This window comes from Ensifer sp. M14 (assembly GCF_003355565.1).
Lineage (GTDB): Bacteria > Pseudomonadota > Alphaproteobacteria > Rhizobiales > Rhizobiaceae > Ensifer.
Map to the genome: position 1 here is coordinate 118,904 of NZ_QJNR01000014.1, position 17,027 is coordinate 135,930.

Genomic DNA, 17,027 nt, shown 5'->3' on the forward strand with positions numbered 1-17,027 from the left:
AAACTAACTGCGATCGGTCCGCCACGCTCTGATGGCCTTGCAATGTCATTGTGCGTGCTGCGGCACCAGACGTCGCCGCGCCTTTGTCTTGCTTGGAGGGGCAAGCGGAAGCGAGGGTCGTTTCGTCAGTGCCTCGATCGCCGCGGAAGTCATGTCCGATGTAACGAAGTCGGCGCCCGGAACCTGCTCCTTGCTCGTATCGGGCTTGTGCTGGGCCGCTGCGTCGTCGGCCGAAGTGTCCCAAATGACGATACCCACCCTTGCCCGGGTGTTGACGCGCTTGAGCCGGCGCACGACGAAGCGGGCATGCTTGATCGAATCCCGATTGAGAAAACACACGATGATCGCATCGACGGCATCGGTCTGGAGCTTGCGGATATTGGCCGGTTCGATCTCGTGAAAATTCAGCGCCGTCGCCGATGCCCCCTCCGCGCGCAGCACCTGGGCGAGCATGGCGGCCGAGACGTCGTCGATCTCGCCTCTGCCGCCGACGCAAAGGATGGTCATGCCTTCGCCGTCCGGAATGGGCTGGCTTGCAGCTTCGCTCTTCTCATCCTCGTTTTCGAGCTCGTCATCCTGACTTTCCTCGATCGCAATGTCTTCGAGGTTGGACACCAGCGATAGGCCGCTCGCCGCCACCCGCAGCCGCTGCTCGTCGCTCATGACACCGCGGGCGCGGTCCTGTTCCGCCAGAGCCAAAGCGGGGATTGCCACTGCGCCGTAATAATCGACGAGATACTCGTCTTCGAGGATCTCTTCGGCCTGATCGGTCGCTTCATCGGGATCGCCGGCCAGAAGCCGCTGGTAGAGGCGCGCGTGCGGCGCCAGCACCGGGTCGCTGCCGAAAAGCACCTGCAGAAATTCGAATTGCGGCACATGCTTGCCGAGCACGACCAGGCACACCGTCAGCGGCGTTGAGAGGATCAGGCCGACAGGCCCCCAGATCCACGCCCAGAAGATCGCGGACACGATGATTGCCAGCGGCGAAAGCCCGGTCTTGGAGCCATAGAGCATCGGCTCGACCACATTGTTGATTACCAGCTCCATCGCGACGAACAGCCCGGCCGTCCACAGCAGCATCGACCAGCCGCTGTCGACCGCGACGGACAGGAACAACGGCAGGACCATGGCGATGATAGGTCCGATGTACGGAACGAACCGCAGGACGATCGCCAGCAGTCCCCACAGCACTGCATTGGGTATGCCGATGAACCAGAGGCCGATGGCGACGGGCAGGCCATAGGCGGTGTTGACGATCAATTGCATCAGCAGGTAGTGGCCGACGCGCGTACCCGCGTCCTGCAGGCCCTCGGTGGTTCGATGCAGGTCGCCGAAGCCGGCGAGCCGTATGAACCGGTCCCTGAGATCCTCCCGCTCCAGCAGCATGAAAATGACGACCACGACGACCAAGCCGGCCATCGCCACCGGGCCGACGAGCGGCGCTATGATATTGGTCAGGACCTGGATCGGATTGTCGCGAGAATAGATTTCGACCAGCAGGGGATCTCTCTTCGGAGCTTCGACGCCGGTTGGCGTTTCCGTGGTCGGCCGGTCTATCTCGCGGTTGATGCGCTCGACGACGTTGCCAATGCGATCGATGATGCCGTTTTCGGCGCCGGCCTCCTTCAGGTCCTTCACCTTGGTGACGATGTTGGATTGATAGGCGGGAAGGTTTTTGGCCAGTTCGGCAACCTGCAGGGCGACCACGAGGCTGAAAATGCCGATCAGGGTAAAGGTGATCAACGCGGTGGAGATCACCGCAAATGCCCGGGGCAGACCGATGCGGCGCAGTGCTGCGACGACAGGGGCAAGCGCGAAGGTCAGCAGCAGCGCGACGGCGATCGGCAGGAAGACATCGCGGGCCAGATAGAGGACGACCGCGGCGCCGACGAGGGTCAGCGACGTCGGCATGGCCGGCCGTACGCCTTGCATCGAGGGCGCACCGAGATCGCGGATCTGATCGATTGCCTTGCCCAAGTCTATCCCCCTAGGATTTGTCAGAAGCTATCACGAATGATGGCCCGGTAAACGCTGTGCTCGTCTGCAGGCCCGCCGTTAGACGAACGGAAACAGTGAAGCGTCCGGGTCGGCATGCCCTAAAATGCTCGACGAGATGATTTCGGCGGCGATCTGGCTGAAGGTGATGCCGTTGCCGCCATAGCCCATGGTCGCGAAGGCATTCCGCATGCCGGGAACACGCCCGATCATCGGCAGGCCCTGTGCCGTGACGCCGAAGGCGGCGGCCCAGCGGTAGTCGGGCTCGCCGATCCTCACTCCGATGAGATCGGAAAGTTTTTCGCGCAGGATGTCCGACTTTGCCTTCAGCTTTGCCGGGTCTCGGAACGCGTCATCGCTTTTCTCGTCCTCGCCGCCGACGATAATGCGGCCGTCTTTGGTCGAGCGGAAGTAGAGATAAGGGTCGGCCCCTTCCCAGACGAGATAGTCGTCCAGCCACTCCGGGCGTGGATGACGAGGCTTGGTGGCCAGTGCCCAGGTCGAGACGATGGCATGGTTCTTGTGTGCCACCGCCTCCAGAAACTCGTAGCCGGTGCAGAAGACCACGTGGGTCGCGGCGATGATCTGGCCATCGGACGTCGCAACCGCATTTCGGCCCTCGATCTCCCGGATATCGGTGATCTCCACGTTTTCGACGATGGGGATGTCATTGGCCTGGGCGTGCCGGAGAAAGCCTGATGTCAACTGGGCCGGGTTGGCGGATGCGGAAATCCGGGTCTCGATCGCCGCGGTTCGGTCGATGTCGAACCTTGAACGCAGATCTGCTTGAGGCAGAAGCGTTGCTTCAAGCTTTGCTGCCCCCCGCGCCTCCACTTCCGCCTGAAGCGCGCGCGCGCCATAGGACGAGCCCGAGAGAAAAAGCGTGCTCTTGCGCTCGAACTGGCAGGTGATCTGCAAGCCGTCGACGAGCGATGCGAGGTGTTCGACGGCTTTTGCCGAGCGTTGCCAGATGCGCGCGGCGTCGGCCGCGCCAAGCACACGGTTCAATTGGTGCAGTGGCACGTCGATCTCGTGCTGGATCATGGCGGTGCTGGCCATGCTGCTGCCGCTGATCGGCTTTCGACGGTCCACCATCAGAATGCGCAGCTTGTGGCCGATGAGGGCGTTGGCCATCAGCGCGCCGCTGATCCCGGCGCCGACGATCAGCACGTCGACATCGTGGGCGGGGACCCGTTTTTGCGTGCGCACCGTATGGCGCGGCGTATCGGCCCACAGAGGCTCGGCCTTCCGAAGGTCCCGTTTGCGGGTCAATGTGTGCAAGTGATCCTCCAGCTCCGCGCATTCGTGCCAGATCTGCGCATTCGGGAATGCGCAGACGCGGATTAAGTTCCGCCCCGGCTTACTCAGGCTGTCGACGCCGAAACACGGCGCAGCGCCAGGTACTCCCACAGGGCGACGATCAACAGCACCGCGGTCGCCACAGCCTGAACGATGTAGTTGGGGGCAACGGGCACAATGAGGATCGCGACCGCCAGAAGCACGAGCCCGGCGATATGCGAGACCGGGAACTGGCGCGTGGCGACGGCCTTGATCCAGATGTTTCCCGCGAGGAAGAGAGCCGGGCCGCCGAGCATGGCAAGCGCGTGCTTCAGCGAACTGGGTTCCTCGGCATGCGACAGGCTGAAGTCCTCCCCGACCGCAGTCAGGATGATGCCGGCGACAACAGGGAGGTGGCCATAGGTGAAGAGATTGAGTGCCACGGTTTCCGGCCTCGATGTCGCCTCTGCTTTCGATGCGGCCTTTTCTTGGCCGTGGTGGAAATAGATCCACCACATGAAGCCGGTGCTGAGGAACGCGCTGCAAAATACCGCAAAAGTCATGTCATCCGTCATGTGCTCCGTCGCATTGCGGCCGGTCGTCAGGATGGTCTCGCCGAGGCAGATGATGACGAACAGCGCTGAGCGCTCAGCCATGTGAGCGCCGGACACATCCAAGGTTTCGTCGGGCGATCTGCCGAGAAAAGGCACGTAATATCTCAGGGCCGGCGAGGCGTATTCGACAAGGAGGGCGATCGTCCAGAGGACCAGGCGCCCTTCGAGCTCCATCAGTCCGCCGGCAAGCCAGAAGGCGCTCGATAGCAGCATCCAGATCGTTATGCGCAGGAAGGTCAGGAACGACCGCCTGTCGGCATGGCGAAAGGCATACAGCGTGAAAACCGACCGGCAGATCTGCATGCTGCTATAGATGGCTGCAAAGACCAGGCCTTGATCGCCGAACGCCTCGGGTAGCGCGATCGCCAGCAGGACGCCGGCAAACATCAGCCCGAACAGCAGCAGACGGACAGGCTCCTTCTCGGTATCGAGCAGGTTGGTCACCCAGGTTGTGTGGATCCAGACCCACCAGACGGCAAGGATCAACAGAACCGCCTCGACAGCGGCCGTGGCGCTGAAATCGGACGCGAGCTTGTGCGCGAGCTGAATGAGCGCGAATACGAAGACAAGATCGAAGAACAACTCGGGAAAACTGGCTCGCGTCTGATCGGCCCCCGCCTTCCTGATCCAGTCATTCTTCTGATTGCTCGCCATTCAGGTCGCCGATGCTGATCCGATCAAAACTCGAACGGGAACTAGGGCGTTGTCGAAATTCAACAACGGCAGTTTCTTGATGGGGCGAAAGAACGTGGTCGTCGAAGCGCATGATGTTGATGCCTTCTGACGGCTTGAACACCTTCCGCTCAATGCGAGCGGTAGCATGTAGTGTGTGAACCTTCGTGCGCGACACGCGTTTGGATGGGCGCTGTCGTGAGACCGGCGGGCTTCGCCGCGCCCGATCGACGCCGTGCCGCACGTCTGTAACATATTAAGTTGATTGGATAATTCTAAATTTCTTCTGAGGTTGAACAGGAACCATCGCCAATCACTCGCGTTGTCCCCGCATCGATCAATGACGGACCAAGGAGACAACGATGAAAAGAATGATCGCCGCGACGGCCTTTCTGGTGGCAGGTACCTTGAGTGCTTACGCCCAGACACCAACGCCTTCGCCTGAGGCCGAAACCCCCGCTGTAGCGACGCCCGATACCACAAATCCGACTGCACCCGTTGCCGGCGCCAATAGCTTCACCGAAGAGCAGGCGCGCGCCCGGCTGCAGGAAAGCGGCTACACCGCCGTCAGCGGATTGAAGTTGGACGACAAGGGTATCTGGCAGGCGGCCGCCACCAAGGACGGAAAGCCCGTGAACGTCGCACTCGACTACCAGGGCAACATCGTCGCCAACTGATGTTGGCCGAAAGATTAGCAAACACATTCAAGGAAAATCGATATGAAAACTGTTTCAGGACTGTTCGACACCTATGACCAGGCTTCGGAAGCCGTGCGTGCGCTGAAAGCCTCGGGTATCCCCGATGGTGATGTCAGCATGGTCGCAAGCAACGCCGAGGGCCGATACAAGGTCGACGATGCCGAAGGCGCAGCAGCGGGTGCCGGAACTGGCGCCGGGCTCGGCGCTGCCGTCGGCGGTGCCGGCGGTCTTCTGACCGGCCTCGGACTGATGGCGATCCCAGGCGTTGGTCCGGTGGTCGCGGCGGGTTGGCTTGCAGCAACCGCTGCCGGTGCGGCCGCTGGCGCAGTCGCCGGTGGCGCAGTCGGTGGCATCGTCGGTGCGCTGACCGATTCCGGCGTGCCGGAGGAGGATGCCCATGTCTACGCCGAAGGTGTTCGCCGCGGTGGCACACTGGTCACTGCACGCGTTGCCGACGGTGATGTCGCCCAGGCGGAAGCTATCCTTCAGCGTTCCAACTGGGTCGATCTGGAAGGCCGCCGTTCGGCCTACCGTGCCGAAGGCTGGAACAGGTTCGATGAGAGCCTTGATCCCTACAGCCCGACTGAGGTCGAAGAGCAGCGCGCCCGCTACGCCAACCGCTAGTCGCACGTCAGCATGAGTACGCCAGGGGCCGGCCCATAGGTCGGCTCCTGTTTTTCGTTTCACGCCGTTCACGTCTGCCCGGAGGTCATCAAGGAAGATGAGCCGTGCCGGTGCGCTGAACCGTCAAGGAGATAGGACATTGGCAAGCCCCGAAGAGCTCAAGACGAAATTCTGGAAAACGTTGAAATCGGACATGACCGTCATGCTTGGTTTGTCTGAAGCGGAGCATGGGCACACGCGTCCGATGACCGCGCAGGTCGAGGGCGAGCACGGGCCGATCTGGTTCTTTACCGTTCGCAGTGCTGTCGTCGCGCAGAATGCCCACACGGACACGCCTGCCATGTTCGCCTTCGCCTCGAAGGACCACGAGCTGTTTGCGACCGCTCACGGGATGCTTCGTCTCGACAATGACCGCGCTGTGATCGACCGGCTGTGGAACCAGTATGTCGCCGCCTGGTATGAGGGCGGCAAGGACGATCCCGAGCTCGCCCTTTTGCGTTTCGAGCCAAGCGAAGCGGAAATCTGGCTCAATGAGACCAGCCTGTTTGCTGGCATCAAGCTGCTTTTGGGCAGAGACCCGAAGGAGGCGTATCGGGAGAAAACCGCGAAAGTGGAGCTCTCCTGAGCATTTCCAGGAAAGATGCGAAGCGGTTTTCCGCTCGGAAATGCATGAAAACAAAGAGATAGAGTGCCACTGTCCTCCGTCTAAACCGGGACGCTCCAAGCGTCTCGCCAAAACGCCTGCGGCGGGTACTTGTCCCGCGGCAGGCGTTTTGCTTGAGCGTCGATGGTTTCGACCGTGATCGTTCGACGGACGGCCATCGGCCCGCGAAGGCTACTTCGCTTCAGTCAGCGTTTCCGTCCCGCTTCCATCCTTGCCGGTGATGGTCCAGGTGCCGTCCAGCGAACCATCGCCGTTGACCTTGTAGACGATGAGGCCGAGAGCATCGCCAAGCACGTAGGCTGCGGCAAAGGCATCGCCGTTCAGCATGCAGACGCCGGTGGATTTCACGCCGGCCGTGTCCCATTCGATGACGCAGGTGGTTTCGCTCGCAAGCGTGATTTCCGCTGTGCCGGAATAGCTGGAGCCATCCAGGTTGGTGCCTTCGACGGTGTATTTGCCGGCGTTGACAGTCTGGGCGTTCCCGGCCGCGGCCGCGCCGAGAAACAGCGCTGCGGTGAGCAACAATCTTTTCATCAAGTCCCCCAAGAGAACCGCGCGCCCCTCGCGCGGTTCGCAATTGTTACGCACAAACCATGACGTTTGAAACGGTCGGCAGGGTCGGCCCGCCTTCATTTTTGCTGGCGTCGCCCGTCGGCGCGTCCGGGCTGCCGAAAAAGGACCGTGCGAGCACCTCCGCGACGATCAGGACGCGCGCTGCGGGTCGCTTGCGCCGGCTGACATTCGTGCCTGCTCATCCCAGGTCGACAGCAGCGACATGATCTCAAGCGAATCGGACAGGCTTGGCGCCGGGCGCGACGCTTCCGTCACGCCCGCCTTCAAACAGCTCTCGACCAACCGCACCTGATGGCCGAAGGCGTCGTGATCGGAAAGAACGACGATCTCCTCGGGCGGGTGACCATACTCGCAAAGCTCCATCCGGTTTTGGCCTGCCACCGGCAGCCAAGGGTTGGTGAGAAACCGCAGGCTGCCGCGCTCCCCGTGGATGGAGAAAGCGAAAGACATGCCGAAGCTGTCGGTCGATTGCAGCGTGGCGAGAACACCGTTGTCGAAACGGACCGACAGGCTTGCATCGCAGATGTTGCCGTCATGCGGCGAGACGTTGCCGAAAGCGCTGGTCGCCCGTGCTGAAAAAGCATCCGGCCCGCAGGCCGTCTGGATCACGTAATGCAGCAGTGAGGCCGGGTAGCAGCCGAGATTGAAGATCGTGCCTCTGCCCAGCGGGTTGACGAATTTCCAGATGTCGGCGGCGTAGAGCCCCGAAACCGACCGGATCGCGCCGAGCCGACCGGACTGCAGGATTTCGCCGGCCTTGGCCATCAACGGATGGCACAGATACATCAGACCTTCGAGAAAGAAGATGTCACGGGCACGCACAGCCTGAGCCAGCGCCTCTGCGTCGGCCATCGTCGTGGTCAGCGACTTCTCCGACAAAACGGCCTTGCCCTTTTCCGCAGCGCGGATCACCGCCTCATGATGCATGTTGTTGGGCAGGCCGACATAGACGACATCGATGGCAGGGTCGTCGAGCAGCGCGTCGTAGCCGGAATAGTGCTTGGCAATACAGTGCCGGGCGGCAAAATCGGAACGACGCTGCCCATCGCGCCCGGCCACCGCCTCGATGCGTGAGCCGTCGCTTGCGCCGATGGCCTCGGCCATGGTGTCGGAAATGAAGCTCGTTCCAAGAATTCCCCAGCGCAGCATGTGTCAGTTCCCTCAGCGGTGCAGTTCGAGATAGGCGGATGCGACCATGGCGTCGATGTCCCCGGGGACCGGCACGACGCACATCGAAGCGTCGAGTGTCCGGCTCGCCACCCTCTCCAGGCAGCGGGCCTGGAGCGCAAAGCCGAGATCCATGGATTCGACTGAATTGCCAAGAGCCCTTGGCCCGGCAAGATTGGCCATGTGGCCTGCGCCAAGACTATGGATGCGCCGGCCATCGGCAAGGATGATCGTCTCGATGCCCTCGTCGAGATAGCTTTCCGCCGACATCACCGCGGCGTCGGCGCGCATGCCGGCGATGTCGATCTCGTGCGGGAAGTGCCCGCCATTGATAAGGATGACGCCGTCCTTGAGCGCTGCGAGATCGGAAGCCGTCAGGATGTTCGCGGAGCCGGTGACCGTGACGATGACGTCGGCCGAGCGTATGGCGTCATCGCGCCTGGGTGTGGAGAAGCCGTCGAGATGGGCTTCGAGTGCGGCAACCGGGTCGATGTCGACGACGCTGACGGCGCTGTAGGCACTTCGGAAGCAGGCGGCGGTGCCCTTGCCGCAGGCGCCATAGCCGAAAACGGTCACGCGCTTGCCGTTGGTCGAGCGATTTGTGAACCGCATGTAGCTTTCGAACAGGCTCTGGCCAACGGCATGACGGTTTTCGGCGAACTGCTTGATGGGGCTGTCGTTGATAACAAGCACGGGCAGGCCGATCGCATCGCGCATCGGCTGCAGCCGGGCCCGGCCAGACGTGGTCTCCTCCGTGCCGCCGAGCAAGGTCGGGTAGGGCCGTTCGGCGACGCGGGCGAAAAGGTCGCCGCCATTGTCAAGCAGCAGGTCGGGTTGATGATCGAGCAGGTCATTGATGAAGCCGGAATGTGCCGTTGCATCGGTCGTCTGCCCACCGATGACGGTGATACCCTCACGTCTTAGATAATCGACCGTCGTCGGCTGGGTGCTGTTCAGATTGCCGGTCGCTACGAGCTTCGCGCCGCCGGCCTTGAGCGTCATCAGCAATGCCACCGTCTTCGGCTCCAGATGGATCGCCGTTCCGATCGTCAAACCGTTGAACGGCTGGGTTGCCTCGAACTCGGTGGCAATGGCGCGCAGGAGCGCACAGCTTTGCCCGACCCACTCGATGCGGGACGGATGGCTGGAGGTGGGCATGGCGAGGATCCTGAATGTCTGTCGATGGTGCCGGCAACATAATCCGGGCAACATGTCCACGGGCAGAGACATTAAACTGCGGCGGAGGGCAGTTTTCCTTCCAGGTTAAGCCCCTCCGCGAGAAGCCAGGTCCGAAGCGCTGCAATCGGCTTGCGATCCCTGTCGGCGATACGACAGCAGAAGCGATAACCGGTCGGCCGGCTGACGAAACCAAAGGGCGCTTCGAGCGCACCGGAGGCAAGTTCGGCCTCGATCGATGCCGCCGGCGCGATGGTGACGCCGAGCCCGCTGCGGGCGGCGCTGAGCGCCAGCGTCAGGTCGTCCACCTCGATGCGCTTGCGAAAGCGGATGGGTGGATTGCCGCTTTCGCGAAACCAGTCGTCCCAGAGATACGGCACGTTGCGGGCGATCAGCGCCGTCATGTCTGCCAGATCGACGAGCGACGGTTGTCCGGCGGTAAGCACCGGGCCGAACCGATCGGCCATGAAGGCGGTTGCCGATATGTCGGGGAGCGGCCGGTACTCGCCGCCAACGATCAGGGCGTCGATTTCGGGCCTGTCGGTCAGCGACTGGGTGACGGCAACCGGGATGATGTCGACCTCGAGCCCCGGCGCGGCGCTCGACAGCGCCGCCAGGCGCGGCATCAGCCATGCGGATGCCATCGGCATCGGAACACCAAGCCGCAGCCGGACCGTGCTACCGCTCGACGAAATCTCCTCCGCCGCGCGCGACACGATGGCGAAGGCGACGCCGACGGCATCGGCGAGCCGTTGCCCGGCCGGATTGAGCGTCACCCGTCCGCTTTCGCGATCCAGCAGTGCAAAGCCGAAATGCTCCTCAAGGCTCGCAAGCTGCTGGCGTACGGCCCCGGGCACGACACCGAGCTCGATCGCGGCCGCGCGCAGACTGCCGCAGCGGGCGAGCGCATCGAAGGCGCGGAGCGCATTGAGCGGCGGCAACGGGCGCTGCGATTTCAAGAGCAGATCATCTGTTGGCATAATGCGCCTCCGCCGACATCGGAGCCTGGTGCATAAACCAAGAGACTACCCGCTGTCGAACGCGGCATTCTCGCTTGCTGCTTGAGTGCCTCTGGGTCTCATGAGAACGCTGATGGATGTAGCTTAGAAAAATTGAATATTTCGAAGGATTTTTGCGACAGCATCGCCTAGAGCCAAGTCAGTGCAGCCTGCTCTTTCGTTTATGGGCAGAGGAGACAAGGGAAGAAGACAATGCCTGGATGCCATCGTCATGAGCGTATCGCCTAGTCGTGCCGGCGCGGATGCACCTGTGAAGGACGCGGTGCGGTTCTCCCGCGATCAACTCTCCCTCATTCTTGCCGCCTTGCCCGATCCGGCCTTCATCCTGACCCGCAGTGGCCGGTATGCGGCCCTGTTCGGTGGGGCTGACCACCGCTACTATCACGATGGCAGCAGCCTTGTCGGGCAGAGCGTTTACGATGTCCTTGCCCATGACAAGGCGCACTGGTTCGCGCAGGAAATCGAAAAGGCGCTCGGTTCCAGGGCGTTGCACATTGTTGAATACAGCCTTGCCGGCAGCGATGTTAAGGGCCTTGAAGATGCTGGTCCCGATCACCCGATCTGGTTCGAGGGACGCGTGCAGGCCCTCGATTTTCCTGTCGACGGCGAAGATGCCGTGGTCTGGGTTGCCAGCAACATCACCGAAAAAAATGCCATTGAGCATCAGTTGCGGCAACAAAGCGAGACCGATCCGCTGACCGGGCTCAACAACCGCCGAAAGCTGCTCGATGTGCTTGCGATCGAATTCGATCTGGCCACTCGCACCCGTCAACCGACATGCCTCTTGATGTTCGACGTCGACAACTTCAAGGCGGTGAATGACGAGCTGGGGCATTCCGTCGGCGATGAGCTGCTGGCGACGATTGCAACGGTCTGCCGACGCACACTGCGGTCGGACGATGTTCTGGCCCGGCTCGGGGGCGACGAGTTCGTTGTGCTGATGCCGGGGACGACGAGTGGCGAGGGCGGCCTCGTCGCCAACGGCTTGCGCCAGCAAATCTCACTGGAACTGCAGTCAAAGTTGGCGCTTTCCTCCACGATCAGTGGTGGCCTCACTGAAATTTCCCGGTCTGATACCAGCATCGGCGATATTTTGCGGCGGGCCGACGACGGCCTTTATCAATCCAAACGCAACGGCCGCAACCAGATCACGATCGTTTGATGCGGTGTCGGTGGGCGCCCGGCGCGGTGGCGCGTCTGCGATAGCTGTCGATTGCACAGCGGCGTGCAGACATGGATCGATGTGACGGCGCGTGAGCTGGCCGGCGAGGGCAGGTGCTGGCGAGGGCAGGTGCCGGCAAGCGCCGGCGAAGGCTTGCGATCTCCACCTTTTGCTCATGGGCTCCCTCCTGCAGCACGTAGCACGGCCGGAAGGACTAAGCGTCTACCCGGATGACGGATGTATTGCGGCAGCCATGCCCGTTTTGCTTAGTTGACCGCTGCGGGGCGTGCACCGATCCTGTCGGTCAGGGACAGGATGGGGTCAGCTATGTGTGAGGCGTGGCAGCGATCATTGATCGAAGAAGACGAGCTCGTCAAAAAGGCGGCGACAACCATTCCGAGGCTGCTGGAGCATCCGGGCATTACGCTCGACCAGGCATCTCGTCTGCACGTGAACATCGACGAGTGCGTCGAGCGAATGGATGTGCTGATTATGGCGCTTGAGGAGAACAGTGTCGACCGATCCTGGATCCAGATGGCGACAACGATCAGAAACAGTTGGGAGAGGCTTGCAGAAGACGCGGCGAAGAAGGTTCTCGTCTTCAGTGGTACCTCCGACACTACCGTCCGCGACGACAGCATGCGGAAGGTTATGGGGGGATAACCCCGTAATCTGCAAACAGGGGCACGGCCGTATCCACTGGCAACTGCGTGTTGGCCAGGAATGATGGCGGCGTCGACGGGCTGTTCATCCTGGCGGGGTACGGGTGATCAACCCCCGTTTCGCCCACTGCAACCAACGCCGGCCATGTCCGTCTATTCCTCACCCAGACCAATCGTCACACGCCGTACTTCGATCGCGCCGGGCTGTGGCCTGCTGTTCCTGACTTGAAGCGTGTCTGGCGTCACGTGGCGGCGCCGCGCCTGTTCAGTGGCCTCGTTGCGACGTTGGCCCGATATCGACACTTCAGGAGTGCCACAAACCCTTTTGGTATCGGGGGTTGGTGATGCCGGTTGGCTGTCGTGACCGCCATCTGGCGTCTCTCAAACTGGTCGGCCTTGCGCCGCTCACGTCGCGCGGCGGGGGCAGGGGCGGCTGCCTCGATCATGGCGGTGGTTGAGACACACTCGCCTTCTTCCGCGGCAAAAGTTGGTGTTCGGTCGAATTTTAAACTTGACTATTATAGGCATGTTTTCAATTTTACGCCCGTTCGCGCAAAGCACCACACGCGGACGAACCCGTTCCCGGCCAGGATCCCATGACGACCGAGACCCAATCCGAAACGCGCGTCGATATCTTTCTTGCCCACCGTCCGGCGCTCATCGCCTATGCGGTTCGCCTGCTCGGTTCCCGCGATGCTGCCGAAGATATCGTCCAGGATGCGTTTGTTCGGTTCCTGCCCTCCAGCACCCGATCGGTTTCGAAGGGCCAGCTCCTTGCCTATCTCTACCGCACAGTCAGGAACCTTTCGCTCGACGTTTTGAGGCGCCGGAAGGTGGCCGCGATCGGCCATCAGGACGATGTCCCGTTCTGGTCGGTACCTGCCGACGTGCCCACGCCGGAGCAATCGGCTTTGCTGTACGACGACATCAGCCGGATCTCGCAGATCCTCTGCGAACTGCCGGTTGAAGCGAGGGTAGCCGTCGAGATGCACCGCTTCGGTGGCTACACGCTTGAAGAAGTGGCAGCGCATCTCGGCATCTCCACCGCCAGCGCGCATCGCTACGTCACGGCGGCGATGATGAAGATTGCCACGGCACTTCTTGTCAACGCGACTTAAAGTGGTCGCTCCCTGAGAAAAAAAAGCGCGTCATTCGTCTTTGTCAAAAGAGGGATTGTTCGGGTAGAAGTGCCTCTGAAGAGGCCAGACCGGCATAGGATGTCATTGACCCAAGATCAGCAAATCTCAGCTGTTACCCTGGAAGAAGCCATGGACTGGTTTCTGCGGTTGAAGGCCGAGCCCAATTGTCCCGACCTGGTCTCCGACTTCCAGCACTGGTTGCATCGCTCCGACGATCATCGGCGGGCGTGGGAGTATGCGCTTCGGACGTGGCAGCTTATGGGAGAAGTCGCTCCGGTGCATGAGCAACTATGGGCGGACGCGCCACGCGCCAAAGTCATGCCGATCACCGGCCGCCGCTGGCGCCGCCCGGTGATCGCCTCCGTCGCCGCCATTGCCGCCACCCTGTTGCTCGTCCTTGCCGGCCCCTCACTGCTGATCCGCCTTCAGGCGGACCACATCACCACCACCGGCCAGAATGCCAGCGTCGCGCTGGAGGATGGAACGGTGATCGAGCTTGGCGGCGACAGTGCCATAAAGACCGAAATGACGGCCGCCGGACGCCACGTCACCCTGCTTTCCGGCGAAGCGTTTTTCGATGTCGCACATAATCCGGCGCGTCCTTTCACGGTGGAGGCGGGAGGGGTCCAGGTGCTGGTCGTCGGCACCGCTTTCGATGTCCGGCTTGCGGGTGAGGAAACGACCGTCGAGCTGGAGCGAGGCGTCGTCCAGGTGTCGATCGGTGAAGCCAGGGAGACACCGGACTTCCGGCTGCTTCCAGGCGAAATGGCTGTTGTAAACAGAAGCGACGGTGCGGTTACCCGCAACACCATCCAACCCGATCAGGTCGCCGCCTGGCGCAGCGGACGGATCTTCGTCAAGGATGCTTCCATCGGCGCGGTCGCCGCGCAGCTTCAGCGCTATCATTCGGCCTGGATCGCGGTGCCCGACCGAAAGCTCGCCGGTCTCAAGGTCACCGGTCTCTACGATCTTCACGATCCGGACAGTGCGTTGAAGGCGCTGGTCGAGCCCTATGGCGGCCGCGTGCGGACATTTTCGTCCTATGGCCGGCTGCTGACGCAATACTGAAATCCTGACAAAAAGATTCAATTTATCTGAGAAAAAGGATTGAGGTCCTCGTCTTTGTTGGAAAGCGCTCGGCAACGGGGCGCAGTTCAAGGAGATGAGAGTACGATGCGCATATCGCAAGGCCGCAAGGGATCCCGTCGTTTGAAGTGTGGCGACGCCGGCGGGCGTCCGATCGGACGGCTGATGGCAACGACGGGAATGGCGATCTGCCTGGCCTCGGCGCTGAATTGGCCGAACCCAGCACTTGCGCAGGATGCAGCGTTTCAGGTGAGCGCTGCACGCAGCTTCAACGTGCCGGCCCAGCCGCTTGCCGATGCGCTCAATGTCTTCGGCCGGCAATCGGGCCTGCAGGTGACGCTTGCCGCTTCAGTCTCCCGCGGCGTCATGTCCAAGGCCGTTGTTGGTTCATACGCACCTGAGGAGGCGCTTGCACGGCTGCTTTCGGGAACGGGCATCGAGCATCGCATCTCGGGCGGGCGGACGGCTGTCATCGGGACAGGGTCGACCGGCGGCGGTGCGGCAGTGGTGCCGACCGACGGCTCTACGGCGCTTGATCCGATCTCGGTTTTCGGGAACGCAACCGGGGTCGGTGAAATCGTCATCAGCCAGAGGGATCTCGAACTGCGCAATCCAGCGACGATAGCCGACGTCTTTCGTGGCGAGCCCGCGATCTCGGTGGGAAGCTCGCTGCCGATGTCACAGAAGGTCTATGTTCACGGCATCGAGGAAACCAACCTCGCCGTTACCATGGATGGCGGCCGCCAGAACAACAAGGTCTTCCATCACAACGGTACCAACCTCATCGATCCGAGCCTGCTGAAGGCAGTGCGCGTCGACGCCGGCATCGCGCCCGCGGATGCGGGACCGGGCGCACTCGGCGGCGCCATTGCCTATGAGACGAAAGACGCGCGCGACCTGCTCGACGGCGACGGATATGGCGGCTTCGTCAGTTCCAGCTACAATTTCAACGGCAAGGTCTTCCAGACCGGAGTTTCGGCCTACGGCATGCAGGAAGGGCTCGAATTCCTCGGCTATTTCAACTTCGCCAAGGGTGACGAGTTCAAGGCTGGAAACGGCAAGATCGTTGAAGGCACGAGTACCGACCTTTTGAGCGGGCTTGGCAAGGTCGCCTACGAGTTTGAGAGCGGTGACCGCTTCGAGATCAGCCATGAACGTGTCTACGATGACGCTCCACGCCCGTTCCGCGCCAATTCAGGTTTCATCAGCGGCCGCCCGGCGTGGGAACCGCGCGTGCGCGACTACACGCTGGACAGGCAGAACACGGTCTTTTCCTACACCGACAGCACGCCCGAGGGCTGGTGGGATCCGACCGTGGTGCTTGCCTACAGCTCGACGCGGCTCGAAATCCCGATCTATCCCAAACCGGTGGCGCCGAGCATGGTATCCGTTCCCTATCCCGGTGCCGGCGAAACCGGCACCTTCAACGGCAAGTTTGAGAACAGGTTCAGTTTCGATATCGGCAGCATCACCGCCGGCATCGATTTCTACAACGACAAGGCCGAACTCGAAGATCCGTCCGACGCCGCGACCGAGCGTGCACGCAATGTCGGCATTTACGCGCAGGCGCGGCTGGAGCCATGGGAGCGCACTCGTCTTTCCTTCGGTGTTCGCGGCGACCAGCAGTGGTTCACCGGCACCACGGATGAGAAGTGGCACAACGCCGGTTTCAGCGGCAACGTCTCCGGCGAATATGACCTGATCGAGGACCTTCTGACGGCCCAGGTGGGCTATTCGCACGTCTGGGCCGGCGTTCCGCTTGCAGAGAACTTCATCATGAATCCGCGGTGGAATTATGGGGGCGGACCGGACACGAGCAGCGCCGACAATTACGCCTTCGGCCTTGTCGCCAATTATGAAGGCTATACTCTGGAGGGCAGCCTATTTCGCACTGATATCGACAACGCGCGCACGGCGAAATACGCGGTCGCAAGGGCCATCGAGAACCATGACGTGCGCTCGAAGGGCTTCGAGCTTGGCGCGGGCTATGACTGGGGCGACGGCTACTTCAAGGTCAAGTACGCCAACATCGATGTTTCGATCGACGGCAAGCCGGCCGACTCCGACACCGGGATCTATCTGGCAACGCCTGCCGGCCAGTTCATCACGCTGGTGGCAGCGCATAGCTTCATCGATTGGGGCGTCACCGTCGGCGGCGATGTCGAGATCGCGCTCGACAATGATGATGTTGCGCTCGGGACCCCAACGCTCGAATCCTACAAGGTGTTCAACACCTTCGTCGAGTATCAGCCGCCGAGCCACAGCAATCTGACGCTGCGCGCCGAAATCAAGAACGTCTTTGACGAAACCTATTCGGAACGTGCCACCTACGGCCAGGAATTCGGCACCGTCACGCCGCTCTACGAGCCTGGCCGCTCCTTCATCCTGAGCGCCAAGGCGACATTCTGAAATGGCATCAGAGGAAGAGGCATCGCCGATGCCTCTTCCTCCTTGCCGGCAGGTTGCCCCAGCCTTTTTTCTAATGTGTTCGTACTGAA

At 61.7% G+C, this 17,027-nt stretch carries 15 protein-coding genes; 8 read left to right on the plus strand and 7 right to left on the minus strand.

The window, feature by feature from the left end:
• Window positions 1-45 precede the first annotated feature (45 nt).
• The 3 genes from BLJAPNOD_RS29250 to BLJAPNOD_RS29260 all read right to left on the minus strand — a co-directional run bounded on the left by BLJAPNOD_RS29250 (window position 46) and on the right by BLJAPNOD_RS29260 (window position 4,541).
• Entirely contained in the window at window positions 46-1,932 is a 1,887-nt protein-coding gene (locus tag BLJAPNOD_RS29250) for an AI-2E family transporter (protein WP_115422723.1), read from the minus strand.
• Window positions 1,933-2,055: 123 nt separating this feature from the next.
• Window positions 2,056-3,276, minus strand: a complete 1,221-nt coding sequence (locus BLJAPNOD_RS29255; protein WP_115422378.1) for an FAD-binding oxidoreductase — start codon at window positions 3,274-3,276, stop codon at window positions 2,056-2,058.
• 83 nt (window positions 3,277-3,359) lie between these two features.
• A complete protein-coding gene (locus BLJAPNOD_RS29260; RefSeq protein ID WP_115422379.1) occupies window positions 3,360-4,541 on the minus strand; it encodes a low temperature requirement protein A in 1,182 nt (393 codons plus the stop codon).
• A gap of 380 nt (window positions 4,542-4,921) precedes the next feature.
• On the opposite strand from BLJAPNOD_RS29260, the gene BLJAPNOD_RS29265 reads away from it, so the two are divergent.
• The 3 genes from BLJAPNOD_RS29265 to BLJAPNOD_RS29275 all read left to right on the plus strand — a co-directional run bounded on the left by BLJAPNOD_RS29265 (window position 4,922) and on the right by BLJAPNOD_RS29275 (window position 6,506).
• Entirely contained in the window at window positions 4,922-5,236 is a 315-nt protein-coding gene (locus tag BLJAPNOD_RS29265) for a PepSY domain-containing protein (protein WP_077501103.1), read from the plus strand.
• Between the two features lie 42 nt (window positions 5,237-5,278).
• The gene (locus BLJAPNOD_RS29270; RefSeq protein WP_115422380.1) at window positions 5,279-5,881 is read left to right on the plus strand and encodes a hypothetical protein; all 603 of its coding nucleotides are present in this window, start codon (window positions 5,279-5,281) and stop codon (window positions 5,879-5,881) included.
• Between the two features lie 139 nt (window positions 5,882-6,020).
• Window positions 6,021-6,506, plus strand: coding sequence for a pyridoxamine 5'-phosphate oxidase family protein (locus BLJAPNOD_RS29275; RefSeq protein ID WP_115422381.1), 486 nt, complete (start codon window positions 6,021-6,023; stop codon window positions 6,504-6,506).
• A 210-nt stretch (window positions 6,507-6,716) separates the two neighbouring features.
• Here BLJAPNOD_RS29275 and BLJAPNOD_RS29280 read toward each other — a convergent pair whose 3' ends face one another.
• From BLJAPNOD_RS29280 to BLJAPNOD_RS29295, 4 genes are all read right to left on the minus strand, one after another.
• Entirely contained in the window at window positions 6,717-7,079 is a 363-nt protein-coding gene (locus BLJAPNOD_RS29280; protein ID WP_077501379.1) for a hypothetical protein, read from the minus strand.
• Between the two features lie 168 nt (window positions 7,080-7,247).
• Complete coding sequence (locus BLJAPNOD_RS29285; protein ID WP_115422382.1) at window positions 7,248-8,267, minus strand: Gfo/Idh/MocA family oxidoreductase; 1,020 nt, start codon at window positions 8,265-8,267, stop codon at window positions 7,248-7,250.
• 12 nt (window positions 8,268-8,279) lie between these two features.
• Window positions 8,280-9,443, minus strand: coding sequence for an adenosylhomocysteinase (locus tag BLJAPNOD_RS29290; RefSeq protein WP_115422383.1), 1,164 nt, complete (start codon window positions 9,441-9,443; stop codon window positions 8,280-8,282).
• Between the two features lie 71 nt (window positions 9,444-9,514).
• Window positions 9,515-10,441, minus strand: a complete 927-nt coding sequence (locus tag BLJAPNOD_RS29295; protein ID WP_115422384.1) for a LysR substrate-binding domain-containing protein — start codon at window positions 10,439-10,441, stop codon at window positions 9,515-9,517.
• Between the two features lie 289 nt (window positions 10,442-10,730).
• Between BLJAPNOD_RS29295 and BLJAPNOD_RS29300 the strand changes: the two genes are divergently transcribed.
• The 5 genes from BLJAPNOD_RS29300 (at window position 10,731) to BLJAPNOD_RS29320 (ending at window position 16,938) form a co-directional block, all read left to right on the plus strand.
• The gene (locus BLJAPNOD_RS29300) at window positions 10,731-11,642 is read left to right on the plus strand and encodes a sensor domain-containing diguanylate cyclase (RefSeq protein WP_244611145.1); all 912 of its coding nucleotides are present in this window, start codon (window positions 10,731-10,733) and stop codon (window positions 11,640-11,642) included.
• A gap of 351 nt (window positions 11,643-11,993) precedes the next feature.
• Window positions 11,994-12,305 carry a hypothetical protein gene (locus BLJAPNOD_RS29305; protein WP_139353883.1) on the plus strand — a complete coding sequence of 104 codons (312 nt, stop codon included), beginning with the start codon at window positions 11,994-11,996 and terminating at the stop codon, window positions 12,303-12,305.
• A 595-nt stretch (window positions 12,306-12,900) separates the two neighbouring features.
• Window positions 12,901-13,422, plus strand: a complete 522-nt coding sequence (locus BLJAPNOD_RS29310; protein ID WP_115422386.1) for a sigma-70 family RNA polymerase sigma factor — start codon at window positions 12,901-12,903, stop codon at window positions 13,420-13,422.
• 150 nt (window positions 13,423-13,572) lie between these two features.
• Window positions 13,573-14,511 carry a FecR domain-containing protein gene (locus BLJAPNOD_RS29315; RefSeq protein ID WP_158556201.1) on the plus strand — a complete coding sequence of 313 codons (939 nt, stop codon included), beginning with the start codon at window positions 13,573-13,575 and terminating at the stop codon, window positions 14,509-14,511.
• 183 nt (window positions 14,512-14,694) lie between these two features.
• On the plus strand, window positions 14,695-16,938 hold the full coding sequence (locus tag BLJAPNOD_RS29320; RefSeq protein WP_199566057.1) for a TonB-dependent receptor: 2,244 nt from the start codon (window positions 14,695-14,697) through the stop codon (window positions 16,936-16,938).
• Window positions 16,939-17,027 lie beyond the last annotated feature (89 nt).

Coding starts and splice junctions, on each gene's coding strand:
- BLJAPNOD_RS29290 (WP_115422383.1), bottom strand. CDS start 9,443: ATGCCCACCTCCAGCCATCCGTCCCGCATCGAGTGGGTCGGGCAAAGC.
- BLJAPNOD_RS29260 (WP_115422379.1), bottom strand. CDS start 4,541: ATGGCGAGCAATCAGAAGAATGACTGGATCAGGAAGGCGGGGGCCGAT.
- BLJAPNOD_RS29320 (WP_199566057.1), top strand. CDS start 14,695: ATGGCAACGACGGGAATGGCGATCTGCCTGGCCTCGGCGCTGAATTGG.
- BLJAPNOD_RS29315 (WP_158556201.1), top strand. CDS start 13,573: ATGGACTGGTTTCTGCGGTTGAAGGCCGAGCCCAATTGTCCCGACCTG.
- BLJAPNOD_RS29310 (WP_115422386.1), top strand. CDS start 12,901: ATGACGACCGAGACCCAATCCGAAACGCGCGTCGATATCTTTCTTGCC.
- BLJAPNOD_RS29270 (WP_115422380.1), top strand. CDS start 5,279: ATGAAAACTGTTTCAGGACTGTTCGACACCTATGACCAGGCTTCGGAA.
- BLJAPNOD_RS29265 (WP_077501103.1), top strand. CDS start 4,922: ATGAAAAGAATGATCGCCGCGACGGCCTTTCTGGTGGCAGGTACCTTG.
- BLJAPNOD_RS29250 (WP_115422723.1), bottom strand. CDS start 1,932: ATGCAAGGCGTACGGCCGGCCATGCCGACGTCGCTGACCCTCGTCGGC.
- BLJAPNOD_RS29295 (WP_115422384.1), bottom strand. CDS start 10,441: ATGCCAACAGATGATCTGCTCTTGAAATCGCAGCGCCCGTTGCCGCCG.
- BLJAPNOD_RS29280 (WP_077501379.1), bottom strand. CDS start 7,079: ATGAAAAGATTGTTGCTCACCGCAGCGCTGTTTCTCGGCGCGGCCGCG.
- BLJAPNOD_RS29285 (WP_115422382.1), bottom strand. CDS start 8,267: ATGCTGCGCTGGGGAATTCTTGGAACGAGCTTCATTTCCGACACCATG.